The organism is Ensifer sp. Root142 (assembly GCF_001426785.1).
In the GTDB taxonomy this organism is placed as follows: domain Bacteria; phylum Pseudomonadota; class Alphaproteobacteria; order Rhizobiales; family Rhizobiaceae; genus Ensifer; species Ensifer canadensis.
Genome location: NZ_LMFK01000023.1, coordinates 356,466 through 371,896, shown reverse-complemented (window position 1 = coordinate 371,896; position 15,431 = coordinate 356,466). Strand labels below are relative to the sequence as shown.

The following is a 15,431-nucleotide window of genomic DNA, read 5'->3' as shown; positions in this document are numbered from 1 at the left end:
CGCTACCAGCTATAGGTCAGCTTCCCCATGAACGTGCGGCCGTCGCCGTAGTAGCAGCCGAAGGAGCTGCAGCTTGCGACATAGTCCTTATCAAAGACATTTTGAACGTTGAGCGACGCCTTGTAACCATTCTTCTTAAAGGAGAGCGCGAAATCGGCCAGTACGACCGAATCCAGGTTAAAGGTGTTGGCGCTGTTACCATAGCGCTGGCCGACATAGCGCACGCCCGCCCCGATCCCGAGCCCTTCGAGCGCCGTGCCCTCCTGGAAAGTGTAGTTCGCCCAAAGGCTCGCCATGTGTTCCGGGACGTTTTCGACGCGGTTGCCGTCATCGGCGCCGGAGGCGATCCTAGCATCCGTGTAGGTGTAGGACGCCCGCAAATCGAGCCCTTGCGTTATGCTCGCTACGGCTTCGAGTTCCAGGCCGCGGACGTTAACCTCGCCGATCTGCGACGAAATGCCGGCGATGGTGCGAAGCACGTTCTTCTGCTTGAGGTCGTAGGCGGCTGCTGTGAAAAAGCCGTTCCAGTCGGTTGGTTCGTATTTCACACCGAGTTCGACCTGCTCTCCCGAGGTCGGCTCGAATGGTCTCCCGTCCGGCCCTGCGCCGATCACCGGCTCGAAGGACGACGAATAGCTGACATAGGGCGCAATGCCGTTGTCGAAGATATAGCTGAGGCCGGCCCTGCCGGCCAGTTCGTGATCGTCCTGGTCGAGCGGACGTGAAACGCGTGTCAGTCCATTCAGCGACGTTCCCGCGCTGCTGGTCCAATCCTGTCTGAAGCCCAACGTCGCGCGCCAGCCTCCAAGCGCCAGTTCGTCCTGCACGTAGACACCAAGCTGGGAAAGCTCGCTGTCGACAGTCGTGTCGAGCGTCGGCGCGATCAGCCGGATCGGTTCGCCATAGCTTGGCGAACGCACGTCGAGCGGTGTCGCCTGGTAGAAGCGGGTCCGCACATTATTGCCGAAGTGGCGATAATCGAGCCCGAAAAGCAGCGTATGGTCGACATCGCCGGTCGAGAACTCGCCTTGCAGATTGTTGTCGATATTGACGGTATTGAGAGCCTCGTCCTGAAAGGTCGCGTTTCGGCGGAGTGTCCGACCGTCAGCCGCGAGACCAAGCGTCGACATACCGAGCGATTGGTAGTCCCAATTGAAGTCGCTATAGCGGAAGCTCTGCCGGAAAATCCAGCTCTCGCTCAAGCGATGCTCGAATTCATATCCGAGGTTTGCAAGCGTGCGGCTGGAACGGTCGAAGGACTCGTTACCGACATAAAAGTCACGTGGCAGGCGAAAATCGGTGGCGTTCAGCGTGTATTGCGGCGGCAGTCCGGAGGGCGTGCTGGGATTGTCGTGCTGGACACTCGCAAGGATCGTCAGCTTGGAATCCTCGTCCGGTTGCCAGGTGAGCGCCGGGGCAATGAAATAGCGATCGTTGTCCAGTTCGTCGACCTGGGCAGCGGCGTTCTTGCCAAGCCCGGTCAGCCGGTATGCAAAATCCGACTGCTCGCCCAGAGTGCCGCCGAAATCGAAGAAGCCACCAATGGTCTCGTAGCTTCCGCCCTGCACGCCGACTTCGCCGAAATTCTCGAAGACCGGCTTTTTGCTGATCATGTTGATGATGCCACCCGGATTGCCCTGGCCATACATGACCGAAGCGGGCCCGCGAAGAACGTCGATGTTTTCGAGCCCGTAGATTTCGAAGGCAGGCGCGCCGGCCGTTCGCATCATCCGCAGCCCGTTCAGGAACTGGACCTGACGCCCGTCGAAACCGCGGATGATCGGCGCGTCGAAGCGCGGATCGGTACCGAAGGGCTGTCCAAGCACGCCGGGCGTATAGTTCAGCGCCTGCCCCACCGTCTGAGCGCCCTGAGCCTCGATCTCGTCGTGGGTGATGACGGACACCGACTGCTGCGTCTCAAGAAGCGGCGTGCCGGTCTTCGAAGCGGTACGGCTCGACTTTGCCACATAGCCCTCGACAGGACCGCCGGCATCCCTGTCGCCCTTCACGACGATCGCCTCGAGCTTGGTCTCACTTTGCTGCTGCGCCATGGCGGTCTGTCCGGCGAATCCTGTCAAAGCGACGGACGTAAGCAGCAACCAGTGAATGCGTGACATGTGACGACGAAAGCCTCTGCGCGCGGCATTTACGCGCTCAATCTGGAGTGATTTTGTCATCTTTCTATAGTCAAATTTTCCGGCATTCCAATAAGTCGGCACAGGATTTTTCAGAACTATGAATTATGATATGGGGGCACAGCATCGTTTTCAGTTATTGCAATGCGAGACCTCATGTCGGCTCCAAAATCGCCACGCGCGGCGACCTTCGAACTTCGCCACCTGCGCTATTTCATCGCGCTCGTGGAGGAAAAGAATTTCGAGCGGGCTGCCGCCCGGCTCGGTATCGCCCAACCCGGCCTCAGCCGGCAGATTCTGAATCTGGAAAGCCTAGTCGGCATCCCGCTACTCAATCGAGCCAAGCGGTCCGTGCAGCTGACGCTGTCGGGACAATTGCTGTTCGACGAAGCCCGAAAGATCGTCGCCCAGGCCGACCTCGCACTGTCCGAACTGCAGCGGGTCGGGCGCGGCCAGACAGGAAGGATATCGGTCGGTTATGTGGCCTCGGCCGCCTATTCCGGCGTGCTGACGGAATCACTGACCTCTTTCCGCCATGAATTCCCCGAGATCGAACTCCAGCTTGTCGAGATCGAGATGCGCCAGCAGCTCGCGATGATTTCGGAAGGCGACCTCGACTTCGGCTACATCCGCCCGCCCGCGCCGATCCCGGCCGGCCTCACCACGACAACCGTGCTTCGCGAGGTACTGGTCGTGGCGCTGCCGGAGGCCCATCCCCTCGCCGCACAGCATGCGATCGAGCTCACGGCCCTCTCGGAACAGACCTTCATAACGCCGCGCCAGCCCGCCGATGTCGGTTTCCACTCCAATACGCTCGATGCCTGCAAGGACGCCGGCCTTGCCCCAAAGATCAGTGCGACAGGCCGGGATTTTACCACTATCATAAGCATGGTCGCCGTCGGGCTCGGCATCGCGCTCGTGCCGCAGTCGCTGCAATGCCTGCAGCTTCCCGGCGTTCGTTATGTTTCACTGGCGCGAAATCGCGTCACGTCCGACCTCGCGGTCGCCTACCGCAAGGTCGAAGCCTCGGCGGCCGTGCGCGCCTTTGTCGCGCACCATCGAGCACGCTTCGGCCGTCCCGCCTAGCGCATGCTCTTACAATCTCCTTGTAAAGCTCTGTGCTCGAGGGGACTACGCTCAGTCTTAAAATGACAGCAAGGGATCCAGGTATTGAGCCGACCTCGAAGACTGGAACCTAGGAGAAGGTTATTACGCCGCTACAACCCGCAACCACCTTGCCCTCCGACCCTTGGTTGATCATCGCCGGCACGGCGCTTTTCCTTGTTGCCTCCTGCGTTATTCCAGCCAACACGAGTATATGAAAGTGCTGCTTTCCGTGTTGCGCGGTTGGCTTTCGTGCAGCGCAAATATTTTGCCGCATCTGCAATTTACCGGTGTTGACGTGCAATCTTGCCCAAGCGGCCATGCACGAAATCTCCGAATTACCACGGACTCCCCGGACGGCCAGTGCACCGCGTCAGCGACTGGCGTTCGCGTCGGTATTGCACGGATCGAACAACCGTGCTGCTAGGGCAAGCTAGCAGAAGGTCTAGGGCTACCTATCGCCACGTCGTGAGCAAACGCCGGTTCGAATAATAGCTATGACACCCCGTGTTGCATCATTCTTCCACCAGCGCCGAAGCGCGGATAGCGCGGTTGCAATCGAGACCACGGACTTCTGCAACTCAGATAACACACTGAAGGGATCCAGCTGTGAAGGTCATGGGCAGAACGGGACGAACAGGTTCAAAAGTGAACACTGTCGCGCAGCAGAACAATCGCAGCGGCACTGCGACGCCTGGTGCGAGAAGCGATGCTGTCTCAGACGGTGGGCCCTCGGCATCCGATTCCGGCCGGGGATGCCGCGGCGATAGTTGCGCGGGCTGCTCTTCTTGCTCCGCCATCGACGCATTGGAAATCACCGGTCTTAAGTATTTCCACACCGACAGCGCGCTCGCCGATCCCGAAGCGCTCTATTTGGGTGTTCGACTCCGTGACTTGGCACTGCTGCCCGGCGGAAAAGCAATCCACGGGATGCCCGACGGGTGGTTGGCCGACCTTGCGTCACTCTGCAGGAAATAGCCCATGAAACCGCTCGTCGGAACGAGGGCACTGTTCAGCGACTTTGCGACATTTCCAGTTCTTTGGTTCCGCCGTCGCCGGAACCGCTAAGGAGGTGGCATGAAAAAGGCCGCGCCCGCTGAGAGAACGGATCACTGAGAGATGCCGATGATGATCGAGGGACAGTCACGCTTCCAGCCTTTCGGCTTATCTTATTGGGGTTTTCGAGATCTCAACAAGGGAGTTGGAAGCATGACTGCCTCTTATGATTACCATATCGGGGTGGACTACCACAAATCCTACAGCCATCTGGTGGTGCAGGATTCGGCGGGTAAGACGCTACGCTCTGGCCGGGTGCCGGGAGCCAAACGCCACTCTGTGACCGAAGCCACAGGCATCAGGTCACGCACTGGAAACTGGTTCGACAACCGAGGAATCACCCATCCAGCGGAAGGAAGAGATTTAGCCGATCGGCGCAAATGCCGGTCAAAACACAACCGAACCCAAGGAAAGCCGCCAAATGGAGGTGTTTTGCCCCTTGAGTTCTTTCATTGGAGACCATGATGAAGTCTATTCTTCGAACCATGCTTGTTCCTGCCGTTGTTGCTCTAGGAGCCGTACAAGTCGCGATCGCGGCAGACGACGGCGCGAGGGTCACGCCGTTGATGTCCAAGGACTTGCAGGATTATCCCGGAAAGGAGGGATTGATGCTGTCGGTCGAATATCAGCCAGGTGGCTCATCGCCCATCCACCGACACGACGCTCACGCCTTCGTCTACGTACTGGAGGGCTCGATCGTGATGCAGGTGAAGGGTGGCAAAGAGGTTACCGTCGCTCCAGGGGAGACCTACTACGAAAGCCCTTCCGACATTCACCTGATTAGTAGGAACGCGAGCACGACCAGTCCGGCGAGGTTCGTTGTGGTGCTGCTGAAAAAGAAGGACGCGCCGGCGGTTATGCCCGTCCAATGAACAGTCCAACCTGAAAAACGAAAGGAAAGCAAACCATGCAATCTCGTCAAAGCGACTACTTCAAACTAGCTGAACCGGGCATCAAACACCTCTTCGCGCTTGAGGGTGCTTTCAAGAATGGTCCGCTGGAGCCGAAGCTGCTGCACCTTGTTAAATTGCGCGCGTCGCAGATCAATTCCTGCGTGTTCTGTATCCATCTGCACACTACAGAAGCTCTCAAGGACGGCGAAGAGCCGATGCGCCTATATCTGTTGACGGGGTGGCGTGAGGCAACGATTTACACCCGACGCGAGCGCGCTGCTCTTGCCTGGACAGAGGCGCTGACCAACGTGGCGCAGACCGGGGCACCCGACGAGGATTGGGCGCTGATCGAGGAGGCTTTTACCGCAGAAGAGCGATCCTGGCTGTCCCTTGCGATCGGAGCGATCAATCTTTGGAACCGGATTCAGGTAGGATTCAGGGCTACTCATCCTGCCTGATTGACCGCGCTGCGCCATCTTGACTACGTCTGTGTGGCGCAGCGGTTCCCGTGCCGGCATGTAGACTTGACGGGATCGGGCAGAAGACAGCGCCGGACCCACGAGCTCTCGAACCGGGCCGCGAAGCTGACAGTCGAAAATTCGTAAGTTCTTTTTTCACGCTATTGCGTTACTAGTTGAAAGCAAGACACCGCATCCGGACGACAATGCCCAATTCTTGGGAGCGGATTAATCGCCCGGACGCCTACTATTGGAGCCCGGGCCGCCTCTGGCCAAGACACACCGCCCAGCAGGTTCTTTCGGCGAATTCGCCGTGTAGGTAATTTCGAAGACGCCACGGAGTCGGAAACGCGTTGCAGACGACCCGCCTTGGCTCCATTGAGAACTTCGGCGACACGATTTTACGCTTCCGCCCTTCCCAAACCCGAGCCGCTTCGTACAACGTGAGAACCTCAATTTTTACGTATCGTCCGCTAGGCGGAGCTGCCGATAAGCAGAGGTCCCGCGCAAATCGCGGTAACCTGGCGATGGTGGTGAGACCCCACCCATGAGTGACGCCGCTCGATCCCGGAAAATTGATCCTGCGTCGGAAACAGTCGGCGCTGTCCACCGAATTGATCCGTGGACAGCGATGTGTGCGCGTTCAGGATGGCAAGCGCCACTTCGACGGGGCGACTGGCTTCATCGAAGTCGTTGGCACCCGTTACCATGGGGAAAGCGGTGATTTGCGGGGCGCTATTTTGCGCTAGGTGTAAGCACGAAGTCCCAGTTGACGAAGTGGAACGGCTTAAACTGTCCAAGATTTTTCAACCCAAGCTTTTCGGCCTCATTAGGCGTGTCAACTTCTTTGAAGTGAGCGATAAGGGACTCCCTGACGCCGAAGACCGTATCCTCATTCAGATAGCGACAATCATTTGGAAAGATGTGCGTTATAACAGGCTCGTAGCCCGGCGCGCTGACGATGAAGTGGATGTGGGCGGCACGATTCGGGTGTCGATTTAGCTGCCCTAGAAGTTGTCCGACCGGGCCATCATCTGGAATCGGGTAGTAACGGGGTTTGGTTGAGCGATACCAGTACGTCCCGTCCTCCTCGGCGGTGAAGACACCCCGCAGGTTCCAATCAGGTTGGATGTCTTTTTGTTGAACGTCATAGAATCCGTCATTGTTTGTCTGCCAGACATCCACCAGGGCCCCAGGTATCGGATTGCCCTCCAGATCTGTCACCCTGCCCTTCACAACCAGCGGCTCGCCCTTGCCGTCGAGACAGATATTTGTCCCGTTTTGATAACGCGGGGCCTCCGGGACATAAAATGGGCCAAGCACCGTATTTTCCGTTGCGCCAGCGGGACGACGGCTATTGATGACCTCGACTAGCATCGACAGTCCGAGGACGTCGGAAAGCAATATGAATTCCTGTCGCCAATCCGTGCATTTGTGGCCAACCGCCGTTAGAAAACTGATCGCCTGCTGCCACTCTTCGTGCGTCGGTTCAATCTCCTTCGTCAGCATGTGGAGATGCTTCACCACCGCTGACATGACCAGCTTCATCCGCGGACTTATTTTGGAACCCATACGGGCGTTTACCGTCCCAACCGAGTTTTCTTCAGTCAGGAAAGCAGTTTCCTTGGTGGTCGTCCTCGTATTCATTCTTGCTCCTCCAACTTTCAACTGCGTTCGGGACGCGATCCCTCATGGGCGCGCTTAAGTAGTTCGATCAGGGGTTTCCGCTCCAAAGGTCTGGGGTTTTTGTACGGTTGCGCCAGAACAGCAGTGATTGCGGGCTCGATGCCGTCCAGCGGCATCCCCAGTTCTCCTAAACCTGCTTTGATCCGGAGCTTTTGGTTTAACTCATACAAAGACTGCACCGGATCACGATTGAAGGTTCCGCGTAGCTTGCTGACGGCGTCAGGAATGGCTGGGGTATTGTACGCCACCACATGAGGGAGAAGCGCCGCGTGCATTTGGGCGTGCGGTAAATCGAACATGCCGCCCAGGGTATGGCAGAGCTTGTGGTGAAGAGCCATTGAAACTGATCCGAGGCAAATTCCGCTTAGCCACGCTCCGTAAAGAACCCTCTCTCTTGCCGTCGCGTCGTCTTGACCGTCCGAGAGATGCGGCAAGGCTCCATACAAGGCGCCGATTGCCTCGACGGCGATCAGGTTCACGACCGGATTTTGGTTTTCGGCATAGAGAGCCTCGATGGCGTGCGCCATCGCATTTATGCCGCTTGCCGCGGCGACGTCTCTCGGCAGCGTCCTGGTCAGGTCGCTGTCGTAGATAACGGTTTCAGGCTGAATCCTGGAATCGGTGCGGGTGACCTTCTGACCGTTTTCCGTTTCACCCAGGATTGGCGTCATTTCTGACCCGGCGTATGTCGTGGGAACAACGACTTGGGGAAGGTCCGTTCGCCAGGCGATCGCCTTGCCCAGCCCCGTGGTGGAGCCCCCGCCGATGGCCACAATCCCGTCGGCACGCAGATCATCTACCAGCCGAAGCGCATCTTCGGTGACCGACACTGGCGTGTGCATCGTAGAGTTGGGGAACACGCCAACGGCGACTGAACCGACCGATCGGGCGCACTCTCTTACGTAATCTTCCTGTCCAGGGGTCGCAAGAAAGAGCGCGCGCTTCATGCCCAGCCGCTCCAATTCACGACCAAGCTCCCTCACCGTTCCAGATCCGAAAAGAACGCGGGCTGAACCAGCGGTGTAAATGAACGAATACATTGAATGCTCCTGCAGCCCCCAAGAAGGCAAAGAGGTCGTGCCGGCGCGAAAGCGGCGCCGGCACAGGTTCATCAGGCAGCGTTGACGGTAGCCCGGTCCCCGGAAGAGCCAATGTAGCCCTCGTGAACGTCCTGAGCGCGAGCGTATTCCGGCTGGAAGCGAACGTTGGCATAATGGGCGTTCTTCTCAGCTTCCTGCGCGCGCTTTCCGAGCTCGGCGGTATCGCCGAAACCAAGCACTTCGCGTGCGAGCGCAGTGAGAGGGCCGTCTACATGGTACTCGGTACGCTGGAGCGTAAGAAGGTTTATGAGATAGAGCGGCGTTCCATTGAACTTTTCGAACATCTCGTGGCGCGTGCCCCATTCCGTCAGGAACCGCTCGCTGATCTGGCGGAAGATCTTGATACGGTCATGTGCGCTGATCTCAGCCCCACGGAGTGCCTCGGCAAGTTTCGGACCGAGGTAAGGATCATCGAGCTCCCGCTTCGTCGGTTGAAGCACGATCCCGCGGCCGCAGAACTCGATCAGCATGTTCACCATCTTCGGCTGATGTTCCAGATAGTGAGCTCGACCAAAGTCGATGTAGATGTTGTTAGGCTTGAAGAGACCTCCCGGAGTAGCGAAGCCGGTCTCTTCGGCAGCCAGCATGAAGGCCGTGCAGGTTTCACGGAACCTGATCATTTCAGCAAGCTGAGACTGAACCACCGGATTGTTGCTTGTTCCGAGGGATTGAGTAAGCAGAAGCGCGAGGCCAACCATTAGTTCGGCATGAACACAATGGCGGATCTGGGTTTCCAGATGCACCCAGTCGAACTGGCGCTGTGGATACCATTTGGCATGCTCGGGGCTGCCGATATGCTGCACCTGAGACCAGGGGATCAGAACGTCTTCGAAGTAAACCATGGCGTCGAGTTCGTCGCCGATGGTAGCCAGGGGTCGATCGTAGGGGTCTGCGTCGGGCTGAACACGGGACTCGCGGGCGACTACCGAGATACCCTTGGTAGCAATCGGAACCAGTGCGTAGACCGTCTGCTCAGATGTCTGGCCCGGCCGCCAGAGATTGCCGATGAGGATGTGGTTGACGAAAGGAACAGATGTGCCGATAGCCTTCCAACCTCTTACGAGAATGCCGTCGTCGCGCTCTTCCACGATGCTCAGCATCGGGGTCTCGCTCAGTGCTTCAACCCGACCGCGGTCGAATTGAACGTCAACGAACATCGGAGAGATGGCCAAATCCTTGCTGGTAACCTCGTCCCATTGACGCTGGATGTTGCCGGACAGATCGCGATGACCGTTTTTGAAGCGGGAATTGTCGGCCCATGGCTGCTGGTCGTCGACCTGTGTGAACATCACGCAGTTCATACCCATCGGAGGGCGGGTGAAGATGCCGCCTTTGAAGTAACGGAAGATGAAATCGGCGTATTTGCGTCGGCGGACTGCGTCTTCCTTCGTCCGGGGAAGGAACCAATGCATGGACTGGCGGTTGCCCTTCTCGTCGATGAACGTCGCGATGTCCTGATTGGCGGGATCGAGATGCAAGTCGTAATAGTCCGCTATCGCCTGCGCATAGCCTCGCGTCTTAGGATGAGTGGTGACATCGTCGATAAGTTCCCCACCGACATAAACACGGCGTTCGTCGCGTAGCGATTCAAGATATTCTTTACCCGTTCTCATGATCTTTCCTCTGGAGTGTTGCAGTCGAGCTGTTTCTGGAACGTCGTTGCGTCCCAGTAGTCTTCACTGCGCGCGATCTTTCCGTTCTCGAGAGTGAGAACCATCAACCCGCGCAGAGAAATTTTTTGGCCACGAGGGACAATCGGTCCCAGCGAGGAGCACAAGGTCCCAGTCAATGTGTACTGGATCGCGGCTCTGCCCTCGTTGCCTGCGATTATGGAGCCGAGCTTCCATTGGGCGTCGGGAAACCAGCCAATGAATTTTTGCAGGCCATCGGCGATGGCCTGCGCGCCTTCTTTGGAGCGACCATGAGCGATGTCCTGGTGGATTGCATCCACTGTGTAGAGTGCAGCGACATCGCCCGTGCGATGACTGTTGTAGGCGGCGCAGAACGCCCTGACGACAGCAGTTATTGCAGCGGCTTCCATCACGACATAGCCCTCTGCATTGAAACCCCCTGCATGTACTGTCCTTCTCCGTAAAGGAGCGGCTTCTTGGCAGAAGGCGCGAGGACCGCCCGGACCTGCGCCAGCATTACGAGATGGCTGTTCACGACAAATGTCGTGTTTGCTCTACAATCAAAAGTTATGAGCGAGTTCCTAAGGACGGGCATCTGAATCCTGTCGGGAACCGCTGCCGAGGGGAAAACGAAATCCTCAATGAATTTGTCCTCTCGGGGCCTTGAGCAAAATTGCGAGACTGCCACTTGCTCCTCACTGAGGATGTTCACGGCAAAATGGGGATCACGGGTGATGTCGCTGGCAGTCACCGTGTCTCGATTTACACAAGCAATCAGGATGGGGGGGTCCATGCATACCGGGCTAAAGGCGCTTACGGTCATGCCCCATGGACGGCTCTCATGGAGAGTCGTTATGATGGTGACGCCGCCGACGAATTTGCGCATCGCCGACCGAAATGCCAGCGCTTCCGGCCCAGCATTGAGCTCCCACGGCGGGAAAGCATCGTGAACATCTTCAAATGAAGAATTGACATTGTCTTGATTGCGCATAACTCCTCCTTTGCGCAAACGTTACTTTGTTTGCACTCGCTAATGAACAAGATGGACACTCATGATCGCTAGATATACTAACAATCGACTGCGGATTTGCTTTCGTTCCCAAAGATTTTTTATTGACTTGGATGTTACGCTGCTGTCGTAATGTGTCCAATCGATTATTCGGAAGGAATCTATCGAGCTAACGGATACATAGGGAGGAGCAATTATGAACCTTCGGGGAGTGGATCTTAACCTGCTAGTGGTCCTCGAGGCCTTGCTTCGTGAGAAGAGCGTAAGCCGTGCAGGTGAGCTTGTTGGACTAAGCCAATCGGCGACGAGCGCTGCTCTCAGTCGATTAAGAGACCTGTTTCATGATCCATTGCTGGTTCGCGTGGGCCGCCAATTGGCGCTGACTCAGAACGCGGAAAACTTGGTGGAACCGCTAAGGGATGCTCTGAGCAAAGTTCAGCAAACCCTTATGCAACAAGGTGGTTTCGATCCGCTGCTCGATGCTCGCACTTTCACCATAAGCGCCTCAGATTACGCCGTTCTCGTCTTGCTGGGGCCACTGATCAAACGCTTGGAGACTGAAGCGCCGCAGATAACCCTCCATCTTGTTCCGCGTTCGCGAGACACCGAAAAGATGCTCCATGACGACCTCGTGGACGTTGTGATCGAGCCGAGCGAATTGCTTCCCGATAGCGACTTCCCGTCCGAGCCTCTTCTGAGTGACAGATGGCTGTGTGCTGCCGATTGCAGGAACAAGGCAGTTGGGGGCGCGGGCAAGGTTTCGATGGATGCATTCCTTCGCTCGTCGCACCTTGCGTACGGCATCGGCCCCGACCGGCGACCAAACCTGGCCGACCAGCATTTGGCGCGAGAGGGCATCAGCCGCCGAATTGCGGCAACGGTCGAAAGTTTCGTACTGGTCCCGTTCCTTCTGCGCGACTCCAATTTGATAAGTCTAGTATTGGAAAGGGTAATCCGCGAGCTTGCAGCGCCGGGCATAATAGGCGCGGAACCGCCGATGTTGTTACCAGACATTCATGAACGCATGTTTTGGCACCCAAGGCACACGAGTAATCTCGCACACTGCTGGTTGCGTGATTGCTTGCGAAAAACAGCAGCCGAAATCCAAGGCGGCTCTGCGCCCCCAATGCGTTGAATAGGCCGGCCTGCGCGGAGAATTGATCTCGATCGTAAGCCGCTATCGCGGCCAATGGGGGCGACTTTTTTTCTCACGAAATCTGCCGCATGGCTCTAGGGCGACGGCGACAACTGCCAGCCAATCTTCTTCGAGACCTTCCTGACCGACCGCGGCATCGAGTTCGACACCAAAATGTCGAGCAGGCAAGCCGGCGCTAGGCAACAAGGCAAGAGAAATCGCCTTCGCCCGGAACGATGGCCGACTTAGGCAAATATCCACACGCTGTTGCAGATCTGTTTATTCATATGTCATCGCCAGTTTCAAGGAAATCGAGCCTCCTGAAATCAGGGTCGTGGCCAGCCACCATGATGATCAACCGCTTCCTGTCATTGCGTTCACGCGCCGCGCCGGAACACCGATCACTCGAGAATGGTCCCGAACTCTCGCTGCTTCCGGCGACAACGGTCTCGTGCTGCTCAATACCGAGGCTCCATGCGGCAAGCTAACACACCTCGGCTGTAAACTGCTTTATGGATGCGCATGCGGCTCCAACTTGTGGTCATCTGGCCCGCCCGGACCATGAGGATGCTCGACACTGTAGCTATGAGTTGTCTTCGCTCCGTCACCAACAGAGCCATCACGGTTCGCGCCATAGAATACGAAGTGCAAACCCCAGTATGCGGTACAGAAGACGACCAACGCGACTGAGAGCCCGACAGGAATATTGACCACCCGGCGTTTGAAGGCAGTCATCAGGTCGACGCCCCTGCGGTGGTCAGCGGCGACAGCGATCAAAATGGCCATGATTAAGCCGTGGCCGATCAGGTCAACACGACCGAATGGCCAGACCGCGGCCGTGAAGATGACGAGCAGCACGATCGCGGAGAGCCTGCGGATCAACGGGGTCCAAAGCAAACCGAAGCCAAGTGTGAACTCGGTGACGCCGGCCATCGGAATGAAGACGTCTCTCGGCATGCCAAATGTGAGAAACGGCTTCTCCACGACCAGGGGATAAAACCAACTTGGAAAAGCAAATTTTTCGAGACTTGACCACATCAGAGCGATCGCAAGGCCCCAGCGTAACGCTTCAAAACGGCGCGACCTTAGTTCTTCATTCTTGAGAGGCTCAAGTATGAGATATCCGGCAACACCGAGACCCAACGCCAGGTAGTCGAACAGGTGGAAGAGATCATAGTCCCGCAACGCCAGTACCCAGAGGGCGACAATTCCAATTCCGGCGATGGGCATGGTGCGTCTGGAGAAAATGCAACAGGCAATCACGAACTGAAGCCAGGAGACCCACTCAGCAGGGGTCTTGAGATCTGGTGTCAGATACACGCCGCCGACGGCAAAAATGGCAATGAAGAACGCGGCGATGATCGACCTGATGTAGTCGTCCTGGCGCATCCACAGGGGATCGGTCATCCAGTTCAAAGCGTTGATGGCTGTTTCGCCCACAGATGTGCGCTCTAAGATGCGGGTTAGAATGAAGAATACCAGGACCAGGGCAATTCCTGCCCAGAACCACGTATCCTGCAAGGTATCGCCGACCAGCTCAGGCGGTGCCCCAACGATGTAGGGGGCAAACCACTTCACGTGAGCGAATGCCGGTATTGGCGCGAGGGTGATAATTGCCCAAGCAAAGAAAACCCGTATCGGCGGTTGGATCTGCTTCCACATGGAAGTCACTTTCTTTGAGAGGATGTTTTCACTGAAAGGACGCGACAATGAGTTCGTGCGCCGGCCCGAAAAATTCGCAATGGAGGCGCAGCCATTGAAGTCGTAACAGCGACCTTTGCCTGGTGGCTACCTAGCCCCGCTCCAGCTCTTCGCATGGAAGCCACGGCGGACATACCGATCAAGATCACTCCGCGTCTTCGCGCACGAAGATCGGAAGCCTTTCGCAGAAGTGGCCCCAAAATTATCGGGTTCTGAACGGCAAGAGCGTGAGGTTGATCTGCAATTCATTCTGAGAAGCGCGGCAACCCAGTTGTACAATCAGTCGCCTCTCCTCCGCCTCACCTACTCCGGCACGCTCGCAGTATTCAGAAACGCGCACTAGAGGGCGCGCTTCCTGTGAACAGCGGGAGGATATGTCATTCGATTGCACTCAGGATACCTCGTCTTCGTTCCCGCCGACCGTCGGACATGGTGCCGGCATGGACGCAATGATAGGTACCCTGCGGCGAAACCGAAGCTATACGAAGGTTTGGCACGGATCGGGAACCGCACCCCAGCTGTATGTCAGCCTGGAGAAGCAAGTTGCTTAGTGCGCCGCGACCACGCCTTTTCTACAAGCAGATGTGTTCCGAACAAAGGCCGCGTCTGCAAGAGGAATTGCCAGAATCAAACATGCGTATAGCTAAAACAAGCGGCAGAGAAGGCTATCATGCCCGTAACCAACATCTTGGCATAACACGCGCGGCGACGGTCTCTTGCTGTCGGACGCAAAAACGGGTCGGGCAGATCGGCATGACAATAACTCATTACACCCAGTACGTCAGGGATCTGAAGACGACCATCGATCAGGTTCGTGAAAAGCCGTCATTGTTCGAGCGTGCAACCATAAAGCTAGCCATTTGTCGGAACGGCTATGCCTATAGGAGCACGGAGCGGCTTCAAGAGCGATCCCTGGTAAGCGAGTACAAAATTGGCCCGGTCCATAGTCAGGCGCTCAAGCACGACGACGGCACACTCAGCCGTGAGGAAATAGAACACTTCTTCAAGCTGCCGGAAGTCTACGCGTACTCCGACCTGGCGCTGACCTTCGACCGCAGTCCGCTGATGAACGCACATTGGGACGCGACTATCGGACTGGTGGATGCCCGCGTGACATCGATCAGTGGTTCAGCTATGCGGCAGAGGATGCTGTTCATCGGCTTCACCGACCCAGTGCATGCTGAATTCGCCTTGCAAGTCGATGACGCCTTGCTTGTTCACAATCACCGTACGGGTTCGCAGTTCTTTGAATGGATCGACGAAAACTGCGAGTCGCCGAAGGATGAGATGGTGAGTTCCGGCAAGCCTGCGACAACCGCGAAGTCCGAACAACGCTGGTCGCCTTTGCGGATCAGATGGTGGAGCGCTGGTTTTGCGAGCAGACAACAACGCGGTCGCCTATAGGGTGGGTCGCACAATCACGGCCGTCGCTGTACATGTGCAGCGCTGTATCCAGCCCGCCGCTCATCGTCGAAACGAGAACCTGTCGTCCGAATGTACCATCTCGATAATTGGGGTTGCCA

At 57.0% G+C, this 15,431-nt stretch carries 12 protein-coding genes and 1 pseudogene; 6 read left to right on the top strand and 7 right to left on the bottom strand.

All coding sequences use genetic code 11. The features are described from left to right. Positions 1-2 precede the first annotated feature (2 nt). On the bottom strand, positions 3-2,051 hold the full coding sequence (locus ASD52_RS22825; RefSeq protein WP_244497502.1) for a TonB-dependent siderophore receptor: 2,049 nt from the start codon (positions 2,049-2,051) through the stop codon (positions 3-5). A 240-nt stretch (positions 2,052-2,291) separates the two neighbouring features. On the opposite strand from ASD52_RS22825, the gene ASD52_RS22820 reads away from it, so the two are divergent. The 4 genes and pseudogenes from ASD52_RS22820 to ASD52_RS22805 all read left to right on the top strand — a co-directional run bounded on the left by ASD52_RS22820 (position 2,292) and on the right by ASD52_RS22805 (position 5,646). Beyond that, on the top strand, positions 2,292-3,221 hold the full coding sequence (locus ASD52_RS22820; protein WP_057209715.1) for a LysR substrate-binding domain-containing protein: 930 nt from the start codon (positions 2,292-2,294) through the stop codon (positions 3,219-3,221). Positions 3,222-4,358: 1,137 nt separating this feature from the next. Continuing rightward, positions 4,359-4,553 (top strand): annotated as a pseudogene (locus ASD52_RS40255) (IS110 family transposase); the annotation flags it as partial. Positions 4,554-4,759: 206 nt separating this feature from the next. Beyond that, a complete protein-coding gene (locus tag ASD52_RS22810) occupies positions 4,760-5,167 on the top strand; it encodes a cupin domain-containing protein (RefSeq protein WP_057209659.1) in 408 nt (135 codons plus the stop codon). A 35-nt stretch (positions 5,168-5,202) separates the two neighbouring features. Continuing rightward, a complete protein-coding gene (locus ASD52_RS22805) occupies positions 5,203-5,646 on the top strand; it encodes a carboxymuconolactone decarboxylase family protein (protein ID WP_057209658.1) in 444 nt (147 codons plus the stop codon). A gap of 735 nt (positions 5,647-6,381) precedes the next feature. Here the strand turns inward: ASD52_RS22805 and ASD52_RS22795 are convergent. The 5 genes from ASD52_RS22795 to ASD52_RS22775 all read right to left on the bottom strand — a co-directional run bounded on the left by ASD52_RS22795 (position 6,382) and on the right by ASD52_RS22775 (position 11,054). Further along, positions 6,382-7,293 carry a dioxygenase gene (locus tag ASD52_RS22795; RefSeq protein ID WP_082523713.1) on the bottom strand — a complete coding sequence of 304 codons (912 nt, stop codon included), beginning with the start codon at positions 7,291-7,293 and terminating at the stop codon, positions 6,382-6,384. Between the two features lie 17 nt (positions 7,294-7,310). Then, on the bottom strand, positions 7,311-8,372 hold the full coding sequence (locus ASD52_RS22790) for a maleylacetate reductase (RefSeq protein WP_057213626.1): 1,062 nt from the start codon (positions 8,370-8,372) through the stop codon (positions 7,311-7,313). 71 nt (positions 8,373-8,443) lie between these two features. Then, on the bottom strand, positions 8,444-10,045 hold the full coding sequence (locus ASD52_RS22785; RefSeq protein ID WP_057209654.1) for a 4-hydroxyphenylacetate 3-hydroxylase N-terminal domain-containing protein: 1,602 nt from the start codon (positions 10,043-10,045) through the stop codon (positions 8,444-8,446). Next, positions 10,042-10,473: a nuclear transport factor 2 family protein gene (locus ASD52_RS22780; RefSeq protein ID WP_057209652.1), complete on the bottom strand. Its 432-nt coding sequence runs from the start codon at positions 10,471-10,473 to the stop codon at positions 10,042-10,044. The genes ASD52_RS22785 and ASD52_RS22780 overlap by 4 nt, the downstream gene beginning before the upstream one ends. Continuing rightward, a complete protein-coding gene (locus ASD52_RS22775) occupies positions 10,473-11,054 on the bottom strand; it encodes a flavin reductase family protein (RefSeq protein ID WP_057209650.1) in 582 nt (193 codons plus the stop codon). Before ASD52_RS22775 ends, ASD52_RS22780 begins: the two co-directional genes overlap by 1 nt. Before the next feature lie 214 nt (positions 11,055-11,268). Here ASD52_RS22775 and ASD52_RS22770 point away from each other — a divergent pair, with 214 nt between their 5' ends. Beyond that, the gene (locus tag ASD52_RS22770; RefSeq protein ID WP_057213620.1) at positions 11,269-12,207 is read left to right on the top strand and encodes a LysR family transcriptional regulator; all 939 of its coding nucleotides are present in this window, start codon (positions 11,269-11,271) and stop codon (positions 12,205-12,207) included. Positions 12,208-12,717: 510 nt separating this feature from the next. Here the strand turns inward: ASD52_RS22770 and ASD52_RS22765 are convergent. Then, positions 12,718-13,869 carry a hypothetical protein gene (locus tag ASD52_RS22765; RefSeq protein WP_244494205.1) on the bottom strand — a complete coding sequence of 384 codons (1,152 nt, stop codon included), beginning with the start codon at positions 13,867-13,869 and terminating at the stop codon, positions 12,718-12,720. 672 nt (positions 13,870-14,541) lie between these two features. Between ASD52_RS22765 and ASD52_RS22760 the strand changes: the two genes are divergently transcribed. Beyond that, a complete protein-coding gene (locus tag ASD52_RS22760) occupies positions 14,542-15,312 on the top strand; it encodes a hypothetical protein (RefSeq protein ID WP_156585769.1) in 771 nt (256 codons plus the stop codon). Positions 15,313-15,431 lie beyond the last annotated feature (119 nt).

Bases quoted from the DNA above. Each gene is read 5' to 3' on its own strand.
- ASD52_RS22825 (WP_244497502.1), bottom strand. From the start codon at position 2,051: ATGGCGCAGCAGCAAAGTGAGACCAAGCTCGAGGCGATCGTCGTGAAG.
- ASD52_RS22820 (WP_057209715.1), top strand. From the start codon at position 2,292: ATGTCGGCTCCAAAATCGCCACGCGCGGCGACCTTCGAACTTCGCCAC.
- ASD52_RS22810 (WP_057209659.1), top strand. From the start codon at position 4,760: ATGAAGTCTATTCTTCGAACCATGCTTGTTCCTGCCGTTGTTGCTCTA.
- ASD52_RS22805 (WP_057209658.1), top strand. From the start codon at position 5,203: ATGCAATCTCGTCAAAGCGACTACTTCAAACTAGCTGAACCGGGCATC.
- ASD52_RS22795 (WP_082523713.1), bottom strand. From the start codon at position 7,293: ATGAATACGAGGACGACCACCAAGGAAACTGCTTTCCTGACTGAAGAA.
- ASD52_RS22790 (WP_057213626.1), bottom strand. From the start codon at position 8,372: ATGTATTCGTTCATTTACACCGCTGGTTCAGCCCGCGTTCTTTTCGGA.
- ASD52_RS22785 (WP_057209654.1), bottom strand. From the start codon at position 10,045: ATGAGAACGGGTAAAGAATATCTTGAATCGCTACGCGACGAACGCCGT.
- ASD52_RS22780 (WP_057209652.1), bottom strand. From the start codon at position 10,473: ATGGAAGCCGCTGCAATAACTGCTGTCGTCAGGGCGTTCTGCGCCGCC.
- ASD52_RS22775 (WP_057209650.1), bottom strand. From the start codon at position 11,054: ATGCGCAATCAAGACAATGTCAATTCTTCATTTGAAGATGTTCACGAT.
- ASD52_RS22770 (WP_057213620.1), top strand. From the start codon at position 11,269: ATGAACCTTCGGGGAGTGGATCTTAACCTGCTAGTGGTCCTCGAGGCC.
- ASD52_RS22765 (WP_244494205.1), bottom strand. From the start codon at position 13,869: ATGTGGAAGCAGATCCAACCGCCGATACGGGTTTTCTTTGCTTGGGCA.
- ASD52_RS22760 (WP_156585769.1), top strand. From the start codon at position 14,542: ATGCGTATAGCTAAAACAAGCGGCAGAGAAGGCTATCATGCCCGTAAC.